Origin of the sequence: Sporosarcina saromensis (assembly GCF_033253735.1) — a bacterium.
In the GTDB taxonomy this organism is placed as follows: domain Bacteria; phylum Bacillota; class Bacilli; order Bacillales_A; family Planococcaceae; genus Sporosarcina; species Sporosarcina saromensis.
This window is the reverse complement of sequence record NZ_JAUBDI010000002.1, coordinates 21,931-41,052: the sequence shown is the minus strand read 5'-3', so window position 1 is coordinate 41,052 and position 19,122 is coordinate 21,931. Positions and strand designations below refer to the sequence as shown.

17 protein-coding genes are annotated in these 19,122 nt (G+C 43.6%); 12 read left to right on the top strand and 5 right to left on the bottom strand.

Features of this window, described 5'->3' with window-relative positions; translation table 11 throughout:
• Positions 1–447 precede the first annotated feature (447 nt).
• The 4 genes from QT711_RS02820 to QT711_RS02805 all read left to right on the top strand — a co-directional run bounded on the left by QT711_RS02820 (position 448) and on the right by QT711_RS02805 (position 5,877).
• On the top strand, positions 448–2,118 hold the full coding sequence (locus QT711_RS02820; RefSeq protein ID WP_317941996.1) for a methylmalonyl-CoA mutase family protein: 1,671 nt from the start codon (positions 448–450) through the stop codon (positions 2,116–2,118).
• Positions 2,115–4,268 (top strand): methylmalonyl-CoA mutase, encoded by a 2,154-nt coding sequence (scpA, locus tag QT711_RS02815; RefSeq protein ID WP_317941995.1) that lies wholly within the window; start codon positions 2,115–2,117, stop codon positions 4,266–4,268. The genes QT711_RS02820 and scpA overlap by 4 nt, the downstream gene beginning before the upstream one ends.
• A gap of 71 nt (positions 4,269–4,339) precedes the next feature.
• Positions 4,340–5,356: a methylmalonyl Co-A mutase-associated GTPase MeaB gene (gene meaB / locus QT711_RS02810; protein ID WP_317942321.1), complete on the top strand. Its 1,017-nt coding sequence runs from the start codon at positions 4,340–4,342 to the stop codon at positions 5,354–5,356.
• A gap of 80 nt (positions 5,357–5,436) precedes the next feature.
• Positions 5,437–5,877, top strand: coding sequence for a BrxA/BrxB family bacilliredoxin (locus tag QT711_RS02805; RefSeq protein ID WP_317941994.1), 441 nt, complete (start codon positions 5,437–5,439; stop codon positions 5,875–5,877).
• A 323-nt stretch (positions 5,878–6,200) separates the two neighbouring features.
• Here QT711_RS02805 and prli42 read toward each other — a convergent pair whose 3' ends face one another.
• Positions 6,201–6,296 carry a stressosome-associated protein Prli42 gene (prli42, locus tag QT711_RS02800; protein WP_317941993.1) on the bottom strand — a complete coding sequence of 32 codons (96 nt, stop codon included), beginning with the start codon at positions 6,294–6,296 and terminating at the stop codon, positions 6,201–6,203.
• A 114-nt stretch (positions 6,297–6,410) separates the two neighbouring features.
• Between prli42 and mce the strand changes: the two genes are divergently transcribed.
• The 6 genes from mce to rnz are packed head-to-tail and all read left to right on the top strand — an operon-like array spanning position 6,411 to position 12,196.
• Positions 6,411–6,815, top strand: coding sequence for a methylmalonyl-CoA epimerase (mce, locus tag QT711_RS02795; RefSeq protein WP_317941992.1), 405 nt, complete (start codon positions 6,411–6,413; stop codon positions 6,813–6,815).
• 2 nt (positions 6,816–6,817) lie between these two features.
• Positions 6,818–8,365, top strand: a complete 1,548-nt coding sequence (locus tag QT711_RS02790) for an acyl-CoA carboxylase subunit beta (protein WP_317941991.1) — start codon at positions 6,818–6,820, stop codon at positions 8,363–8,365.
• Between the two features lie 27 nt (positions 8,366–8,392).
• Positions 8,393–9,523 carry a M20/M25/M40 family metallo-hydrolase gene (locus tag QT711_RS02785; protein ID WP_317941990.1) on the top strand — a complete coding sequence of 377 codons (1,131 nt, stop codon included), beginning with the start codon at positions 8,393–8,395 and terminating at the stop codon, positions 9,521–9,523.
• Positions 9,523–9,999 (top strand): chemotaxis protein CheW, encoded by a 477-nt coding sequence (locus QT711_RS02780; protein WP_317941989.1) that lies wholly within the window; start codon positions 9,523–9,525, stop codon positions 9,997–9,999. Before QT711_RS02785 ends, QT711_RS02780 begins: the two co-directional genes overlap by 1 nt.
• 56 nt (positions 10,000–10,055) lie before the next feature.
• A complete protein-coding gene (locus QT711_RS02775; protein WP_317941988.1) occupies positions 10,056–11,246 on the top strand; it encodes a DNA polymerase IV in 1,191 nt (396 codons plus the stop codon).
• Positions 11,247–11,254: 8 nt separating this feature from the next.
• Positions 11,255–12,196, top strand: a complete 942-nt coding sequence (rnz, locus tag QT711_RS02770) for a ribonuclease Z (RefSeq protein WP_317941987.1) — start codon at positions 11,255–11,257, stop codon at positions 12,194–12,196.
• Between the two features lie 48 nt (positions 12,197–12,244).
• Here rnz and namA read toward each other — a convergent pair whose 3' ends face one another.
• The 4 genes from namA to QT711_RS02750 form a co-directional block, all read right to left on the bottom strand.
• A complete protein-coding gene (gene namA / locus QT711_RS02765; RefSeq protein WP_317942320.1) occupies positions 12,245–13,264 on the bottom strand; it encodes an NADPH dehydrogenase NamA in 1,020 nt (339 codons plus the stop codon).
• 496 nt (positions 13,265–13,760) lie between these two features.
• Complete coding sequence (proC, locus tag QT711_RS02760) at positions 13,761–14,597, bottom strand: pyrroline-5-carboxylate reductase (protein WP_317941986.1); 837 nt, start codon at positions 14,595–14,597, stop codon at positions 13,761–13,763.
• Between the two features lie 306 nt (positions 14,598–14,903).
• Positions 14,904–16,022 carry a hypothetical protein gene (locus QT711_RS02755; RefSeq protein ID WP_317941985.1) on the bottom strand — a complete coding sequence of 373 codons (1,119 nt, stop codon included), beginning with the start codon at positions 16,020–16,022 and terminating at the stop codon, positions 14,904–14,906.
• A gap of 12 nt (positions 16,023–16,034) precedes the next feature.
• A complete protein-coding gene (locus QT711_RS02750; protein WP_317941984.1) occupies positions 16,035–17,186 on the bottom strand; it encodes an SPFH domain-containing protein in 1,152 nt (383 codons plus the stop codon).
• A gap of 165 nt (positions 17,187–17,351) precedes the next feature.
• Here QT711_RS02750 and QT711_RS02745 point away from each other — a divergent pair, with 165 nt between their 5' ends.
• The gene (locus tag QT711_RS02745; protein ID WP_317941983.1) at positions 17,352–18,296 is read left to right on the top strand and encodes an MBL fold metallo-hydrolase; all 945 of its coding nucleotides are present in this window, start codon (positions 17,352–17,354) and stop codon (positions 18,294–18,296) included.
• Complete coding sequence (locus QT711_RS02740) at positions 18,283–19,041, top strand: SDR family NAD(P)-dependent oxidoreductase (protein ID WP_317941982.1); 759 nt, start codon at positions 18,283–18,285, stop codon at positions 19,039–19,041. The genes QT711_RS02745 and QT711_RS02740 overlap by 14 nt, the downstream gene beginning before the upstream one ends.
• Positions 19,042–19,122: the final 81 nt, after the last annotated feature.

The window sequence follows — 19,122 nt, the reverse complement described above, 5'->3', positions numbered from 1 at the left end:
ACCATGCTAAATAGCTCCTTTCAATAGAAAACCTCTGATTTTATCTAAAATATTGAGTAGAACATTTACTAGTCTATCATACAATTATAAAACCGAAGTGTTGTTTACTGTTTTTTTGTTTGATTCCGCGAAATAGATTGTTCTTCCAATTGATTTTTTGCGCCTATGAATGTTTCTTAAGAGAAATGCATTAGTTTACAACTACTAGTAATAAACCAATGATATACCCCTCGAATCTACCTCAGCTATTTGACTTGCCTAACAATTTGACTTTAAAAGTGTGAAAATGTCAGTTACACTAGTAATAGAAGTACATAGGTAGTTATCTAGCATTCATCCGCCAGAGCATTCACTTATTACAGAGGGTAGGGTATGTGCTAAAAAGTGAGACGCGACACACCGTTTCGCATTATCTCACGACTCCAAAGGAAGAAAGGAGCAACAGCTATGTCGATCGAACATATGAAAAATACTTCATTTGACAAAGTAGATTTCCAACAATGGAAAGATCTCACTGAACAATCACTCAAAGGTAAACCTTATGAGACTTTGTTGACAAAGACTTTCGAAGGAATTGAACTTCAACCGCTTTATATTGGAGAAACGCCAACGAATAATGCTTCGCATATTCAACAGATGAAAGGTGAGTCAGGATGGACAATTGCGCAGCAAACAATTGCAAAAGACGGTGCTACGTTCATTCAACAATTACGCCATTCACTTGAGAGAGGGAATGAAGCAATCGTCTACGATGGTATGTTGAAAATTGATTGGACAGCTACGGATTTAGATGAATTGTCTTCCTATTTTTCTGATTACCCTGTAATTTTCTTGAATATCGATAAATCTGATCCCGTATTAGAAGCATTTGACCGTGTCCCTCATGAAGTCCGATCTTCCGTCAATGGCATAGTGGATTGCCACGACTGGACAGCTCCTGTCGGTTATGACAACTTACGGACGATAGGTGTAGACACATGGAATATTCACCATCAAGGTGCTGACGCTGTGACAGAACTCGCATTTACATTGGCGGAAGCATCTCAACTTGTGACACAATCAACTTCATTTGAGGCATTTTCGAATCAGTTTTTCGTCCGTTTTGCCGTGGACACGCACTTCTTTATGGAAATCGCCAAGCTTCGTGCTTTCCGCCTATTATGGAAAGCGTTTTCAACAGCATTTGAACAGACTGAAGTGCCGGAGATTCCTGTCATGGCGGTTACATCTGTCCGATCGTATTCGAAGTTGGATCCTTATGTAAATCTCCTAAGAGCTGGCAATGAAACATTTGCTGCTATTTTAGGTGGAGCGGATATCATTACAACACACCCGCATACGGTTCTCACAGAACCAGATGCCAGCTCTATTCGATACGCTCGAAACATCCAATTAGTGTTAAAAGAGGAGACGCATGTTGATAAAGTTATTGATCCTGCAGGGGGGTCTTACTTTATCGAACAGTTGACGAACGAGCTAGTTGAAAAAGCATGGGCGCTTTTCTTGCAACTGGAACAGGAAGAAGATATCAATCAATTCATTGATAGGCGACTGGCAGGTATTTGCCAAGAACGCCAAGGAGAAGTAGCAAAAGGGAAAAAAGCATTAATTGGCACGAATGCTTATGCCGAGTTGACGGATACAAACTTTCATGACTGGGAAGGAATTGAAGCTTTTCAACGGTTGGCGATTCCTTTTGAAAATATGCGAAAGCAATTTAGTGTCCAACAGCCAAAGACAGTGATTCTAACTTTCGGTTTACTGAAAGAATTTAAACCACGCGCAGATTTTGTGACGAGTTACTTGTTTGCTGGTGGTGTGAAAACAACGTGGAGTCCAGCTTTTCAACGTGTAGAGGAAGCAATTGAATGGATGCAACACGAACAACCGGAGTACATCGTCGTTTGTGCGCAAGATGATCAATTACACGCTGTCATGGACGAACTGCTCGAACGCATTCCGGCAAATTGCCTTGTCGACGTTGCAGGGAAAGTAGATGAGCCAAGTGCCCAACGGTGGAAAGAAAAAGGCTTAAATGGATTCTTACTGAACGGTCAAGACAAAATTGCTAAATTGCAAAGCATCTATTCGGCTTGGAAAGGAGTGGATGACAAATGAAGAAACCGAATTTTAGTAAAGTCGACATTGCATCTCTCCTCGTTGAGCAGAAACTAGGCATTCAAGGACAACCTTTTGTTAGCAATGAAGAGATTGAAATTCAATCCGCTTATTCAGCGAAAGATACAGAAGGACTCACACATTTAGAAGATTTACCTGGCATTGCACCTAATACACGGGGACCTTACCCAACGATGTATGTATCCCGTCCATGGACAGTAAGGCAATATGCCGGTTTCTCAACTGCAGAAGAGAGTAACGCATTTTATCGAAGAAACTTAGCGATGGGACAAAAAGGTCTATCGGTTGCGTTTGACTTAGCGACACATCGAGGATACGACTCGGATCATCCACGAGTGACAGGCGATGTTGGAAAAGCCGGCGTTGCAATCGACTCCGTAGAAGATATGAAAATCCTATTCGACGGCATCCCTCTTGACCAAATGTCTGTATCGATGACGATGAACGGTGCCGTATTGCCGATTATGGCTTTTTATATTATTGCAGCCGAAGAACAAGGGGTTTCTCCAGACAAATTAGCTGGGACGATTCAAAATGATATTTTAAAAGAGTATATGGTACGGAACACGTATATTTTCCCGCCTGACATGTCAATGAGGATTATTGCAGATATTTTTCAATACACGTCTGCGCATATGCCGAAATTCAACTCCATCTCCATTTCCGGTTATCACATGCAAGAAGCAGGTGCAACGGCAGATATCGAACTGGCGTACACATTGGCAGACGGACTCGAATATGTACGGACTGGCTTGCAAGCTGGAATTGATATTGATGCTTTTGCTCCGCGTCTTTCATTTTTCTGGGCGATTGGCATGAATTATTTCATGGAAATTGCAAAAATGCGAGCAGCCCGTAAAATTTGGGCGCAAATGATGGCGAGCTTCTCTCCAAAAAATCCAAAATCATTGGCATTAAGAACACATTCGCAAACGTCTGGTTGGAGTTTGACTGAACAAGATCCATTCAATAATGTGACGCGTACATTAATTGAAGCGAATGCCGCAGCAATGGGGCATACACAATCGCTGCATACGAATGCGCTCGACGAAGCGATTGCTTTGCCAACCGATTTCTCTGCACGGATTGCGAGAAATACACAGCTCTTCTTGCAGGAAGAAACCTACATGACGAAGACGATCGATCCGTGGGGAGGATCGTATTACGTTGAAAAACTGACTGCGGAGTTGATGGAAAAAGCATGGGGATTAATTGAGGAAATCGAAGAACTTGGTGGAATGGCAAAAGCGATTGAGACGGGCTTACCGAAAATGAAAATCGAAGAAGCAGCCGCAAAACGTCAAGCAAAAATTGATTCGCGGACAGAAACGATTATTGGTGTGAATAAATACCGACTCGACAAAGAAGAAGCGATTGATATATTAGACATCGATAATACGCTTGTCCGACAGAAACAGATTGAACGGATTCATGCGATGAAGGCTTCACGTGATGAAGAAGCGGTAAAGAAAGCACTTGCTGCTTTGACGGATGCTGCTAAGAATGGAACGGGTAATTTATTGGCATTGTCAGTAGATGCAGCCCGTGTGCGTGCGACAATCGGAGAAATTTCGGATGCAATTGAAAAAGTATGTGGCAGGCACAAAGCGGTCATCCGCTCGGTCAGCGGCGTTTACAGTTCCAATTTCTCGAATGCAGAGGAAATTGAAGAAGTAAAACAGATGACGGAAGAATTTATGGAAAACGAAGGTCGCCGTCCGCGGATTTTAATTGCCAAAATGGGGCAGGACGGACATGATCGTGGCGCAAAAGTCATTGCTTCATCGTTCGCGGACTTAGGCTTTGACGTAGATATCGGGCCGTTGTTCCAAACCCCTGAAGAGACAGCTCTGCAGGCGGCTGAAAACGATGTACACGTTATCGGTGTAAGTTCACTTGCTGCAGGTCATAAGACACTTGTGCCGTCTTTGAGGGATGAATTGGCCAAAATCGGTCGTCAAGATATTCTAATCGTCGTAGGTGGGGTGATTCCTGCTCAAGACTACGACTTTTTAAGAGAAAACGGGGCGACCGCAATTTTCGGACCGGGAACTGTTATCCCAGTCGCCGCTCAAAAGGTAATTGAAGACATTTATCGTGCGCTCGGGTACGAGGAAGTGATCGAGTGAGTCGGATAGACGATACAAATCGAGAGAGTGCGTTACATGTGAAGAATGGCATTGAATCCCAGCATGACGGCATGGTCTCTTCTCGTCGAAAGCGGTTTGCGAAGAAACAGCGTGTCATTGATGTGGATGAAGTGTATGCCAAGATTTGTGAAGGATCGAGATTGCATTTATCAAAAGCGATTACACTCTTAGAAAGTATCCATGAAGAGGACAAGAAGGCAGGGCAAGCGTTACTGAAAAAGCTGCTGCCTAAAACCGGTTCGAGTATTCGCATTGGTATAACGGGGGTGCCGGGTGCCGGTAAAAGCACGTTCATTGAAACGTTTGGGCTCATGCTTGCTGAGAAGGGCTACAAAGTGGCGGTGCTTGCCATCGATCCGAGTTCTACAGTGAATGGTGGAAGCATTTTAGGCGACAAGACAAGGATGGAAGCACTTGCTCGTCATCAGAACGCTTTCATCCGCCCTTCACCCTCTTCAGGAACATTAGGTGGTGTGCATAAAAAGACGCGAGAAACGATGTTACTGTGCGAAGCTACGGGCTATGACATCATTCTGATTGAGACGGTCGGTGTTGGACAAAGTGAAACGGTCGTCCGCGGAATGGTCGATTTCTTTGCATTGCTCGTATTGACGGGTGCAGGCGATGAATTGCAAGGGATGAAAAAAGGCATTATGGAGTTGGCAGACGCAATCGTTGTCCATAAAGCTGATGGGGATAATGAAAGACTTGCCAAAAAGACGGTACGAGAATACCGGCAAATCTTGCATTTTCTTCAACCGGCATCACCCGGTTGGACAACGACCGCAATTCCGGTATCATCGTTGCATCATACAGGTCTTGATGTCTTTTGGGAAACGGTCCTTTCATTTCAATCCACGATGGAAGAAAGCGGGGAATGGCAGCTCCGTAGACAAAAGCAGACGAAGGATTGGTTCCATGCGATGATCAGGGACCGACTCATCGACAATTTTTTTGCACAGGCAGGCAAGAAAGAACTCGTCACTACACTCGAAAAAGAATTGCTTGTAGGAGAATTGACAGTGGCAAGCGCGGTAGATCTGTTAGTTTCGGACAATGGGTTTTGAACGCTTATTGGCAGACATACTTTTTTGCAAGTACCCGATTCTCCTGCTATGATGAAAGCATATAGAAAGGGGACAATGAAATGACAATGGATTTTAATTTCTACATGGAAGATATAACGAAACAAGCACGGTCTGAAATGGAAGCAAGCGGCTACGAACAATTGACGACACCCGAAGAAGTAGAAGCAGCATTTAATCGCCCGGGTACGACGCTTGTTATGATTAACTCTGTATGTGGTTGTGCAGGAGGCATTGCCCGCCCAGCTGCAGCACATGCCATCCATTATGATAAACGCCCGGATCACCTCGTAACAGTATTTGCGGGACAAGATAAAGAAGCAACAGCTTATGCACGTATGCTTTTCGGTGAAGATCACCTGCCGTCTTCTCCATCATTTGCATTGATGAAAGATGGGAAGTTGGTAGCTGAAGTAGGTCGTTATGAAATCGAAGGCCACGATCCAATGTCGGTCGTCGTAAACTTGCAAGGCCACTTTGAAGAACATTGTGAAGAGATTTAAGTTGAGTAATTTTTTATAAAAGCAGATGGAGAAAAACGGATTGTTTTTCTTCATCTGCTTTTTATTGTGGATGAAAGAGGGGGCGTGCGAGTGTTGTCTCGAAACCCGCATTAACTTGGTGAGACGGTGATAAAGTCGTGTGAATCGGTGATAACATGCAGAGAATCGGTGATAAAGTCGGTCAAACCGGTGATAAACCCTCCCGAACCGGTGATAACCGCTCAAGAATCGGTGATAACACCAAAAAGAACGGGCACATCCTCGCTATAGAAAAAGACTGTCCTGTAAAGTTTGCTTTCGCATTCTTTAGGACAGTCCTTCTATTAAAGAATCATACTTAATCCGATCATAACACTTGAAGCGACCATGGCAGCAACCATTAAGTAGACGACAACCTTTTGGAATTTTTTATTGCTCATTTGGCAAATCTCCTTACGCTTATAGATAGTTCCATTTTAACAGATTTACTGAAATTCTCAAGATGTAGCACATTGGTTTAGAAAACGTTACAATAGAAAAAAGGGGGCGTATGAATGAAAAAGGTAGATCATATCGGCATTGCGGTAAAGGATTTGCAACTTGCATTACCCTACTATACGGAAGTTTTACAGTTGCCATTACTAGGGATCGAAGAAGTTCCAAGTCAAAATGTTACGGTCGCATTTCTTGATGCGGGAAACATTAAACTTGAGCTATTGGAGCCGATAGGAGAAGAAGGGGCAGTTGCAAAATTCATTGAAAAACGTGGGGAAGGCATGCACCACATCGCGTTTGGCGTTACCTCTATCCAGGAGAGGATGGAAGAGTTAAAAGCGAAAGGCGTTCAGCTACTGCAAGATCAGCCAAAACAAGGAGCTGGTGGAGCAGCTGTGGCGTTTATGCATCCTAAAGCATCTTTTGGTGTCTTATATGAACTATGCGACAAGGGGGAGAAATAAGAATGGATATATACGACAAAATTAATGAGTTATATGATAAAAAACGAGAAATTGAATTAGGGGGCGGCGATGAGCGGATTGAAAAGCAACACGAAAAAGGAAAATTGACCGCTCGTGAACGCATTGAGTTATTGGTGGATGCAGGCACATTTGTCGAGTTAAATCCATTTGTTATCCATCGCACACGCGATTTCGGAATGGACAAGCAAGTGGGGCCAGGCGATGGCGTTGTTACGGGCTATGGCAAGATCGATGGCCGTCCAATTTATCTTTTTTCACAAGATTTTACGGTTTTCGGTGGTGCATTAGGGGAGATGCATGCGATGAAAATTGCGAACGTCATGGATCTAGCCGCTAAAAATGGTGCACCGTTTATCGGTTTAAATGATTCAGGAGGCGCACGTATCCAAGAAGGTGTCGTGTCATTGGATGGTTATGGAGAAATCTTTTATCGGAATGCGATCTATTCAGGTGTCATTCCTCAAATTTCCGTTATTTTAGGCCCTTGCGCTGGCGGTGCAGTGTATTCCCCTGCGATTACAGATTTTGTTTTCATGACGGACGAGACAAGCCAAATGTTCATTACGGGTCCAAAAGTTATTGAGACGGTTACTGGGGAGAAGATTACTTCAGAAGACTTAGGTGGATCGAAAGTACATAATCAAATTAGTGGAAATGCACATTTCCGAGGAAAAGATGAGAAGACGGTTCTAGCTCAAGTACGAAAGTTACTGTCTTATCTTCCACAAAACAATGAAGAAAAGACACCGATTTTGCCGATAGAAGATGAAGAGGACTACCGCAAGGATTTAGCGGATGTTGTACCATTTGAAACGATTCGTCCATACGATGTCCGTAAAGTGATTGATCAAGTCGTGGATGCCCATTCATTCATGGAAGTACAAGCAGAATTTGCAAAAAATGCGGTTGTCGGCTTTGCGCGCATGAAAGGTGAATCGGTCGGCTTAATTTGTAACCAACCGAAAGTGATGGCGGGCGGTCTCGATATTAATTCATCTGACAAAATTGCTCGTTTCATACGAACGTGTGACTCGTTCAACATACCGATTATTACATTTGAAGACGTGACAGGTTTCTTCCCGGGCGTGAAGCAAGAACATGGCGGAATCATTCGTCACGGTGCAAAAATCTTGTATGCTTATTCTGAAGCGACAGTGCCGAAAATTACAGTCATTTTGCGCAAAGCTTTTGGGGGTGCGTATGTCGCTTTGAATTCCAAAGCGATCGGGGCAGACCTTGTGTATGCATGGCCAAATGCTGAAATCGCGGTGATGGGTGCAGAAGGGGCTGCGAATATCATTTTTGCAAAAGAAATAGCAAATAGTGATACGCCTGAACAGACACGAAACGAAAAAATTGAAGAATACCGGACGAAGTTTGCGAATCCGTATGTTGCGGCATCACACGGGATGGTTGATGATGTCATTGATCCACGTGAGACGCGCATTAAACTTCTGCAAGCATTGGAGATGATGCGCAACAAACAAGAGACTCGATCGAAAAAGAAACATGGAAATATCCCGTTATAAAAATTTGAAGGCAAGGAGTGATAGGGTTTGAATGAACAACGACTACTCGATGAATTTTTTGAACTCGTTCAAATTGATTCAGAGACGAAACACGAAGGAACAATTGTGACAATCTTAAAAGAGAAAATGGAAGCACTCGGATTCGATGTGATTGAAGACGAAACGAAAGAAGTGACAGGACATGGTGCAGGGAACCTTATTGCAACGTTGAAAGGTACTGTTGAGGAGGCAGATCCAATCTACTTCACTTGTCATATGGATACAGTCGTCCCTGGGAAAGGCATCAAGCCTGAGTTACGTGAAGACGGGTATATTTACTCGGACGGCACAACAATTCTAGGGGCAGATGATAAAGCCGGTATCGCTGCGTTGTTCGAAATGGCAAAAGTCCTGAAAGAAAGCGGCATGCCGCATGGCGATATCCAATTCATTATTACGGCAGGCGAAGAAAGTGGTCTCGTCGGTGCAAAAGCCATGGATGCATCATTATTGAAAGCGAAGTATGGCTATGCAGTGGACAGCGATGGGAAAGTTGGAGGGATTGTGACGGCCGCTCCTTATCAAGCTAAACTTTGGACGACCATTCATGGCAAGACTGCTCATGCGGGTGTCGCGCCCGAAAAAGGCGTTTCAGCAATTACGATTGCTGCCAAGTCCGTCGCAGCGATGTCATTAGGTCGAATTGACAGTGAGACTACAGCAAACATAGGCAGATTCGAAGGTGGGCAAGCGACGAATATCGTCTGTGATGAAGTGAAAATTCTCGCAGAAGCGCGTTCAATTAATGAGACAAAATTGAACAAACAGACTGCACATATGATGGAAACATTTGAGAAGACTGCAGCTGCAATGGGTGGACACGCAGAAACGGATCTTCAATTGATGTACCCTGGTTTCAGTTTTAGTGAAGAAGATGAAGTCGTCCAGACGGCAATGCATGCAATTAGCAATATTGGAAGGACGCCTAAATTAATGACAAGTGGCGGTGGCAGTGACGGTAATGTATTTAACGGTGCTGGCGTTCCAACGGTGACATTGTCTGTTGGTTATGAAGAGATTCATACGAAGAACGAACGGATGCCAAGAGAAGAATTGAATAAGTTGACCGAACTTTTGCTTGAGATTGTTCGGGTTGTTGCGACGAAAGGGGCTTCATGATGAACGATTTTAAAGCGGTTATTATCCAATGCGGGCAGGAAGAATATGCATTGCCTGTGGAGACAGTCATTTCAATTGAGAAATTGGAGCACGTAAATCCAATTCCTCATTTACCGGAATACATGCTTGGTCTAATGAAAAACCGAGGAGAGTTAGTACCAGTTCTTGACTTTCAACAGATTCTGTATGGCAACTCGGCGAAAAATGATGAACAGGCGAGAGTCGTCGTCGTTGAGACTGAAAACATTGTCATGGGGTTGTTAGTCCTCGATGCTAAAGAAATACTAGACATCCCTGGCGATCGATTGACCTCTTCAGGCCTTATGGCTTACTCACGCACTCCGTACTTTACGACAGTTGCCAATTTGGAAGATCGCGTCATTACGATTGTCGATCCACATATTTTGTCACGCACATTAGCAGGAATGGATGCAATTGGTGACTATGTCGAGGCACAAAAATCTAAAGAAATGTAACGAATTGACCGGGTGGTTTTCATCCGGTTTTTCTTCTACAAATGGAGGTGGAGTCCATGCCAAACTTCACGCATTCAAAGGCACGTGTTATTTTACATCTAGATATGAATAGCTTTTTTGCTTCAGTCGAACAAGCGCACGACCCAAAGTTGAAAGGGATACCAATGGCTGTTGCTGGCAATCCGAAAGAGAGGCGTGGCATTCTTGTTACGTGTTCGTATGAAGCACGAGCATTAGGCATCTATACGACAATGTCTGTTGGCGAAGCAAAGCGCATTTGTCCTGAACTTGTAATCGTGCCACCCGATCATGAAAAATACCGGGTCGCTTCAAATGCAGTGTTTGCCATTCTTCGGACGTATACCGATCTTGTGGAACCCGTGTCGATCGACGAAGCGTATATTGACATTACGGAGATCGGTGGGTTAACGGATGCGATGAACATTGCAATGCAAATGCAACAGCGAATCTTACGGGAATTGGACTTGCCTTGTTCTATCGGGATTGCGCCAAATAAGTTTCTCGCTAAGACGGCATCGGATATGAAAAAACCGATGGGAATAACCGTCTTACGTAAACGGCAAATCCAAGATGTATTATGGCCTCGGCCAGTTATCGAGATGCATGGTGTAGGGGAGAGTACGGAGCAAAGACTAAAAGAGCTTGGCATTACAACAATTGGTCAATTGGCGACGGTGGATGAACATCTCATTAAGGTGAAACTCGGGAAGAATGGTCAGCGTCTTCGCGAAAGGGCGAATGGGATTGATAATCGACCTGTGGATCCAGAAGCCGCAGCAGAACGAAAAAGTGTTGGCAGTTCCACTACATTGCCGATTGATGAAACTGAATTGCAACCTTGTTTGGCAGTATTAGCTCGTCTGGCAGCCAAAGTGGCGAAACGATTGGAAAAACAGCAATTGGCCGGCCAAGTCATTATGATTCAAATGCGGACGTCTGACTGGAGGAACCAGTCGAGAAGCCGAACAGTCATGAATCCAATCTATAAGGAACACGCTATTTATGAGGAAGCGAAAGATCTGTTCCAGCGGCATTGGGAAGGAGATCCGATTCGTTTGTTGGGAATCACCGTTTCAAACGTTATCCCAATGAGTGAATTACATGTGCAATTATCCATTGACAGTTTTGAGCACTATGCAAAAGAGGATCAGATGGAGCAACTTGTTTCCCGTTTAGAGAAGAAGTTTGGTCCAAATGCTGTCAAGAGAGGTTTTCGAGAAAGGTAGGCAATCAAATGGAATTGATTTTTTTAGGGACAGGTGCAGGAATGCCTTCCAAACAACGAAATACATCTTCTGTTGTGTTGAATTTATCAGCAGAAAAAGAAGGCTATTGGATGTTCGACTGTGGGGAAGCGACACAACACCAACTACTGAGAACGTCTATTAAACCAAGGAAAATCAATAAAATCTTTATCACACATCTTCATGGTGATCATCTATTCGGTTTACCTGGATTTTTAGGTTCCCGGTCTTTTCTAGGTGGAGAAGAAAAATTGACGATTTATGGGCCGGTCGGTATAAAGCAATGGATTGAAGTAACAATGCACATTACAAGGACGCATTTGACCTATCCTCTTGACATCATTGAGGTGCAAGAAGGTGGCGTTTTATTTGAAAATGATCATTTTACAGTGACGACTAAAGAGTTGCAACACGTCATTCAATGTTTTGGGTTCCGGATTGAGCAAAAACCGCTTCCTGGAAAATTATTTATTGAAAAAGCGTTTGAAGCAGGTGTTCCGAAAGGTCCATTATTAAAACGTTTGAAAGAGGGAGAGGACGTCCGATTAGACGATGGCACAATCGTCTACAGTAAAGACGTGACTGGAGAAGCACAAAAAGGATTCACGGTTGCCATTTTAGGGGATACTCGAATTTGTTCTGCGGCGAAGGAATTGGCACAAGATGCTAACATTCTTGTGCATGAGGCGACATTTGATATGGAAACGGGCGATTTGGCGAAGGAGTACGGGCATTCAACGATCGGGCATGCGGCGCAAACAGCAAAAGAAGCAAATGTTGATGTGTTAATTGCCAATCACATCAGTGCTCGTTTCATGCCAAGTGATTTAGCGAAGTTGAAGGAGCAAGGTCAATCAATTTTCCCTGAATTGCTTATCGCTGAAGACTTCTCGCATTATGAATGGAAAAATGGTTTTCTTGAATCAAAATGAAGCTGTCGCAATGTCGAATCGACTGCGACAGCTTCTTTTCATAAGGGATTAAATCCATCCACGGTCATATTGTGTGGGCGCTTCAATGTTGTACCCTAATTCTTTCGCTGCTGAATACGCCCAATACGGGTTACGAAGCAGCTCACGTGCGAGTAAGACGACATCTGCACGACCGTTTTTAAGTATTTCTTCAGCCTGCAAACCGGACGTTAGTAAGCCAACAGCGCCTGTCGGAATTTGCGCTTCTTTCTTTAACTGCTCTGCAAAGTTCACTTGGTAACCCGGATATGTGTCAATCTTGGCCGGCACGACACCACCCGAACTGACGTCAATTAAATCGACACCTTGACTTTTCATCCAACGTGCCATTTCGACGTATTGGGAAGTGTCCATTCCATTTTCAGCATAGTCTTCTGCTGAAATCCGGACGAAGAGGGGACCATCCCAAACAGAACGAACGGCATCAATAATTTCTCGTAAAAACCGATACCTGTTTTCAGAAGAACCGCCGTATTGGTCGTCCCGTTTATTCGTTAACGGCGATAAGAACTCATTAATTAAATACCCGTGGGCACCGTGCAACTCGATGACATCGAAACCTGCTTTTTTGGAGCGGATCGCCGCTTCTTTAAAAGCATTAACTGTCGTTTGAATAGCACTTACTGTCATTTCGACAGGTGTCTTATATTGTTCATTGAACCGTAGGGCACTTGGCGCATGAATCGTACCCTCCACAGTCGATTTCCTTCCGGCATGTGCAAGTTGAATACCAGCTTTTGCACCGTGTTGTTGCATCAGACGGACAACCTCTGACAAGCCATCAATGTGATCGTCTGACCAAATCCCGAGATCTTTATCTGAAATCCGTCCCTCCGGCTGTACAGCTGTTGCCTCAACGAGAATGAGACCGACTTGCCCGACTGCTCTTGAAGCATAGTGGATTTTGTGCCAATCTTCCACTTGACCATCCTTCTGCTCACTTGAATACATACACATCGGTGCCATTACAATTCGATTTTTGAATTCCACTCCGCGAATTGTTAACGGAGAAAAAAGCATTGCCATAATATGACCTCCTTCATATATGCAAATTATAACAAATGAAAGGATATATCCATACTTTAGCAACCACAAAAATTTTGGCGTTTGCTCTCAGTGTTTTTTACAATAGAATTAATAATTTGAATAGCTAAGAAGCTGGCTAGTTCGACATGTAGTAAACCGGCTACAGGGGATGAAATGATTCCATTGTCTTAAGGGATATCCAGTTGATTGGAGTGCAGGGCGGCGACTCCTGGTGGATCAGCGAAGCCTGAAGACCCCACAGGAAAAGCCGTCCCGTAGAACAGCTTTTGCGAGCATTAGCGTAGTGTTGGGAGCACGGATGCCTTAATTTCCGCAAAGAACGCAGAAATACGGCAAAGCGAACCCTATGCTGTTCGCTTGGCTGAGGGCAAGCCCCCCGGAAAGCGTCCGCTCGGAACGGAAATCAACGTTATTTCAGTCTACTAACAGTTAACATGCACCCTTTTGTCTACAGTCAGAACAAATGAAGCATTTGTCTTTAATGTTTTACCTCAATTGAAATTGTATCGGTCAGTGCGCCAAGTTCACGTGAGCGATTTTCAGCACTGTCAATACAAGCTGCAATGCTTTCTTTAAATCGTTGAGCCGCCAATGTATTGACGCCCGCTTCGGTTGTACCCCCTGGACTCGTCACATTACGTCGCAGTTCGCATGGCTCATTTTGTGTTTCTTTTAACATCGTTGCTGCACCGAGCAATGTTTGGATAATTAATTCACGCGCAATTTCTTTTGACAGGCCCTTCGCTAACGCTGCTTCCTCAAGTGCCTCAGCCATGTAATACACATATGCAGGTCCACTCCCAGAAAGGGCTGTAACGAGATGTAAAGCATCTTCTTCTACCTCTTCAACAATGCCGATGGCGGATAATAAATTTGTGATACGCTGTTTCATATCCAGCGAAACTGAAGAATTATACGCAATTCCTGTAGCAGACAGACCGATTGTTGCCGAAGTATTCGGCATGGACCGTGCAATTGCTCGACTACCCACACCTTTTTCAATTGTCGAGATAGACACCCCTGCGATGACAGATAAAACTGCTGTGTTATCCTGCAATAAGTGCGAGATATCTTGCATCGCTTGTTGGACGTCCTTTGGTTTCGTTGCCAAGATGACTAACTCTGCTTGTGCCAATTCACGTCGATCTGGACGTACGATCGATACTCCATATGTTTGTTGTAAATGTATTAATCGTTCTTCATCCGATTTATTCATGACAAACACGTCTGTTGCAGGCATGACACGCTGATGAACAATCCCTGCAATGATTGCTTCTGCCATCGATCCTGCACCTACAAATACGACTTTTCCCATTATATCCTTCCTTTCTCCATAAAAAAATGCGTTCTCATCCTGAATCATCAGGACGAAAACGCATGTTTCCGCGGTACCACCTAAATTTGCTGATCGTTGTCAGCACAACTTGAACCTTTCATAACGTGAAAGTACCCGGCTATGTTTTCATAGCAGCTCAGAAGTAGGTTCAAGATAGGAGAGGGATATGCGGCTTTCAGTCGATGACCGCACTTCCTGATTTCCTTCACTATCCATACTCGTCTTCCTCAACGCTCTTTTTTGATTACTAACGATTATTGCACTTGTTAGACAACTTGTCAATCGTCAAAAGCCTTCTTGAAAAAGATAAATGATGCCGATGATGAAAAGAATGATGGCGCTTAAGATCGATACTTTCCAAATGCTAATGGGTGCTTGTCCGCTTACTTTCCCTGTTTGTCCATTGACGAGAAAGCGATAAACTTTGTTGTTGAATTGGAAAGAGGATACCCAAATCGGGAGTAATAAATGCTTGAAAGTGATGGCATCGTAATTCGTATCGACGCTCACAATACGCACTTCATCTCCAATCTCTTTCTGGAAGATTCCATTACGTATACGGTTATCAATTATATCCTTCGCATCTGTCCATCCGTCTTTCAACGGAATGGAATAGCGTTCAGCCAAGAAACCCGATAAATACTCCATCCGATAGTCGACTAAATGATTTAATTGGAAGGGCTCTACTTTGTCAATTAAAGTGGATGCGACATTTTTAGAAGCTTTAACGAGGACATCATCATAAAATTTTTGGTACGTACCACTTTGTGTACGCCATCTAATTTTACGAACTTGCTCCGTTACTTGTTCGGTTTTTCCATCTCGATGGACTGTTCTCGTTTCGGTTACATAATAATACGTCCCAATTTTGACAATATAAGCAGAGTGAGTTTGAGCGTCAAATGTCCAGTAGGGGATATAGGCTCCACTAATTTTTTGCAACTCGTAATCATGTTTCAGTTTATTGGGGGCAAAGTAGCGTTTACGAATCCACAATTTGAATTTTTGAACAGCCTCTTCTTTTGCCACATGGAAGGGAATGAGTAGTGCCGGTTGAATGCCTGCATCATGATTGGTTACAGCAATATGCGAAGAACCACAGAAGGCGCAAAAATCAGCAATTTTATCTTTATCCAATACCGTTTCCGCGCCACAATTCTCACATTTGAATACACGCTTCTCTTCGGTCCAACTATGAGACGGTCCTTCAAGTGCTTCAAGAAAGTCATGTTCAGTCGTATTATGTTGTGTCGTTTCTATCGTTGTTTCAGTACCGCAAAATGGGCATTTCAATCCTTTTGTCGCCGGATCATACAAGGCATTACCGCCACAAGATGCACACTGATTCACTTCTGTTTTTTCAACGAATCCATTTTCAGTTGAATCCTTCTCAATGTTCGTCATCGCTTCACCTCATTACGATTGGCCCGAAAGCCCTTCGCCACATTCGCCACAAAATTTTGCAGAAACGTTGTTCACAGCTCCACAAGCTGTGCATTGTTTCTCCGTTACTTGTTGGGTCCCGCACTCTCCGCAAAACTTCGACCCTTCTTTGATCAATGATTTACAATTAATGCATGGCACTTTCAATTGTTGAACGGCCTGCCCACAATCTGGACAAAATTTAGCGGATGCCCTAATGGATGATTGGCAATGCGGACAAGACTGCTTGGTTTCTTCTTTGGCCACTGGTGCTGGCTGGGCGTTGTTCGAATTGAATGCACTTGCCATCGCATTACCAATCGCTGCTCCGGCTCCAATACCTGCGCCAGTTGCCGCCATTCCTCCGCCTTCATTGCGCGCAGCTTCTCGAATCGCTTCTGCGGCTTGGTATTGTGTATACGTTTGCATGTTTCCTAAAACACCCATGGAAGTGCGTTTATCCATCGCTTGTTCAACTTCTTTAGGTAACGACAAGTTCTCGATATACAGTGAAGTAATCTCAAACCCGAACGCAGCGAACCGTTCTTCCATCTTCTGTTTCCCTTGTGTGCTTAATTCGTCGTAATACATTGCAAGGTCGAGAGCGGGAATTCTGGATTCTGCAAATAAATCCGTCAAACCGGAAAGAATCATTTTTTTCAAATGCTCTTCTACACTCTTCGTATCAAAAGATCTATTTGTACCAAACAACTCTTTCAAAAATACAACGGGATCTGCTACTCGATAAGAATAAATGCCGTACCCACGTAAACGAATCATGCCGAATTCAGCATCACGCATCATAATCGGGTTCGACGTTCCCCATTTTTGATTAATGAATTGTTTCGTGTTAACAAAATAGACTTCCGCTTTAAATGGCGAGTTAAAACCCGTTTTCCATGATTTTAGTTTCGTTAAGACGGGTAAGTTTTGCGTATATAAAAGATGATTGCCCGGTAAAAATACATCTGCAATTTCACCTTCATTGACGAAAATGGCTACTTGAGATTCTCGTACAATTAAGCTCGCACCCATTTTTATTTCATTATTTTGTACCGGAAAACGGTACACCATTGTATCCGTATTTTGGTCTGTCCATTCAATGACTTCAATGAATTGGCTTTTAAAAAAATTGAAAATACCCATTGTCATCCCCCTCTACCTCTTTACAAGTAGTATAGCATACGTATGTAAGTCCCAAAGGTTTCAAGAAATGAGAATGAAAAAGTGACGTTCATGCCAAAAAACGGTACAATAGAATGAATGACGATTCATAAACTTAATTGAAAATTGTTTTGAAGGAGTAATGAGATGATCCATAAACTTACGATTCCCACGCCGTTTGCGGTAGGGGATGTCAATGCATACGTCGTTAAAGGGGATGCATTATCCCTTGTTGACGCGGGACCCAAAACGCCTGAAGCCTATGAAGCCTTAAAGCGGGGGCTAAAAGAACTCGGTTATTCATTCAAGGACATTGAACAAGTATTTCTTACGCACCATCATCCAGATCATGCGGGTTGGATGGATGCATTTGATCGCGCTGAAATCCTCGGTCATCCTTACACAGACATCTGGTTAAAAAGGGATCCAGCTTTTATGGCTTTTCACGATCACTTTTACCTTGACCGTCTAAAAGAAGAAGGGGTTCCTGAAACGTATTTTCATTGGGTTGAAAAGATGAAACGACCGATAAAGCTAATGGGCGAACGAACGCTGGACAGGGAAGTGGGCGAAGGGGAGGAGTGGAGCGGTCATCCTGGCTGGTCAATAATGGAAACATTAGGCCATGCACAAAGTCACCTTGTTTTATTCAATGAAAAGACGGGTGAAATGATCGGCGGAGACTTAGTACTTGAAAAAGTGTCCTCCAATCCACTTGTCGAACCACCGTACAACCAACAGGATGATCGACCCAAATCTTTGTTACAATATAATGATTCGTTAAAAAGACTTCTCGATTTACCTGTCTCACTCATTTACAGTGGCCATGGCAATGAAGTAAAAGACGTTCACCCGCTCATTGAGAGAAGATTGACCCAACAACATGAACGTGCAATGAAAGTACACGGAATGCTAGCTGATCGACCGAAATCAATTTTCCAATTGACGCAGGAATTGTTCCCAACAGTGTATGAAAAAGAATTAGGTCTTACATTATCCGAGACAATCGGTCAAACAGACTATTTGCTCGCAGAAGGATTCATTCGACAAACTAGGAACGAAGAAGGCATTTTGCATTATGAACAAGCGTAAGACAGTGTTAATTACAGGTGCAACAAGTGGTGTTGGGTATGCTGTTGCGCAACGGTTGCTAAATGAAAAGGAGAATTTCGAGGTATTCGTTACGGGTAGATCGATTGAGAAGTTGGCGGCTCTTACCAAACTAGGAGCAGTTGCAATCGAAGCTGATCTGACAAATCCAGCGGACATGAATCGACTAGTCAACAATTGTCCTTCTCCACAAATCGTTCTATTTTGTGCCGGAGTGGGCTTGTTTCAAGCAGCGCATCTATTACCGGACGATGCGAGTCGAGACATGATGGAAACGAATGTCCTTGCCCCGATTGCGCTGACGAAACGCGTGTTGCCTGCAATGATGGACCGACGCAGTGGTCATCTCCTGTATGTCGGTTCTCAAGCTGGAAAAGTCGCTACGCCAAAAGCTTCTGTTTACGCAGCTTCCAAGCATGCTTTACTCGGCTATACAAATGCTCTACGAATGGAAGTGGCAGCATTCAATATACAAGTATCCGTCGTAAACCCGGGCCCAATTGACACGCCATTCATAGATCGGGCAGACACGACGGGCACTTATCGGGCTTCCCTTGGAAAACATTTATTGACGATCGATGAAGTGGCAGATTGTATTCAAGAGACGATTTCAACTCCAAAAAGGGACGTTAACCTACCGGGAATTATGGGCTTTACGAGTAAACTGTACGGACTTGCCCCTACGCTTGTGGAAAAGCTAGGAAGAAAGTACTTTATGAAGAAATAGCGTTACTTGTTTTTTTGAATCATAAGTGGATTAAATGAAAATCCGGCTAATTAGTGTTGATTGATTAGCTACTTGCTTTTT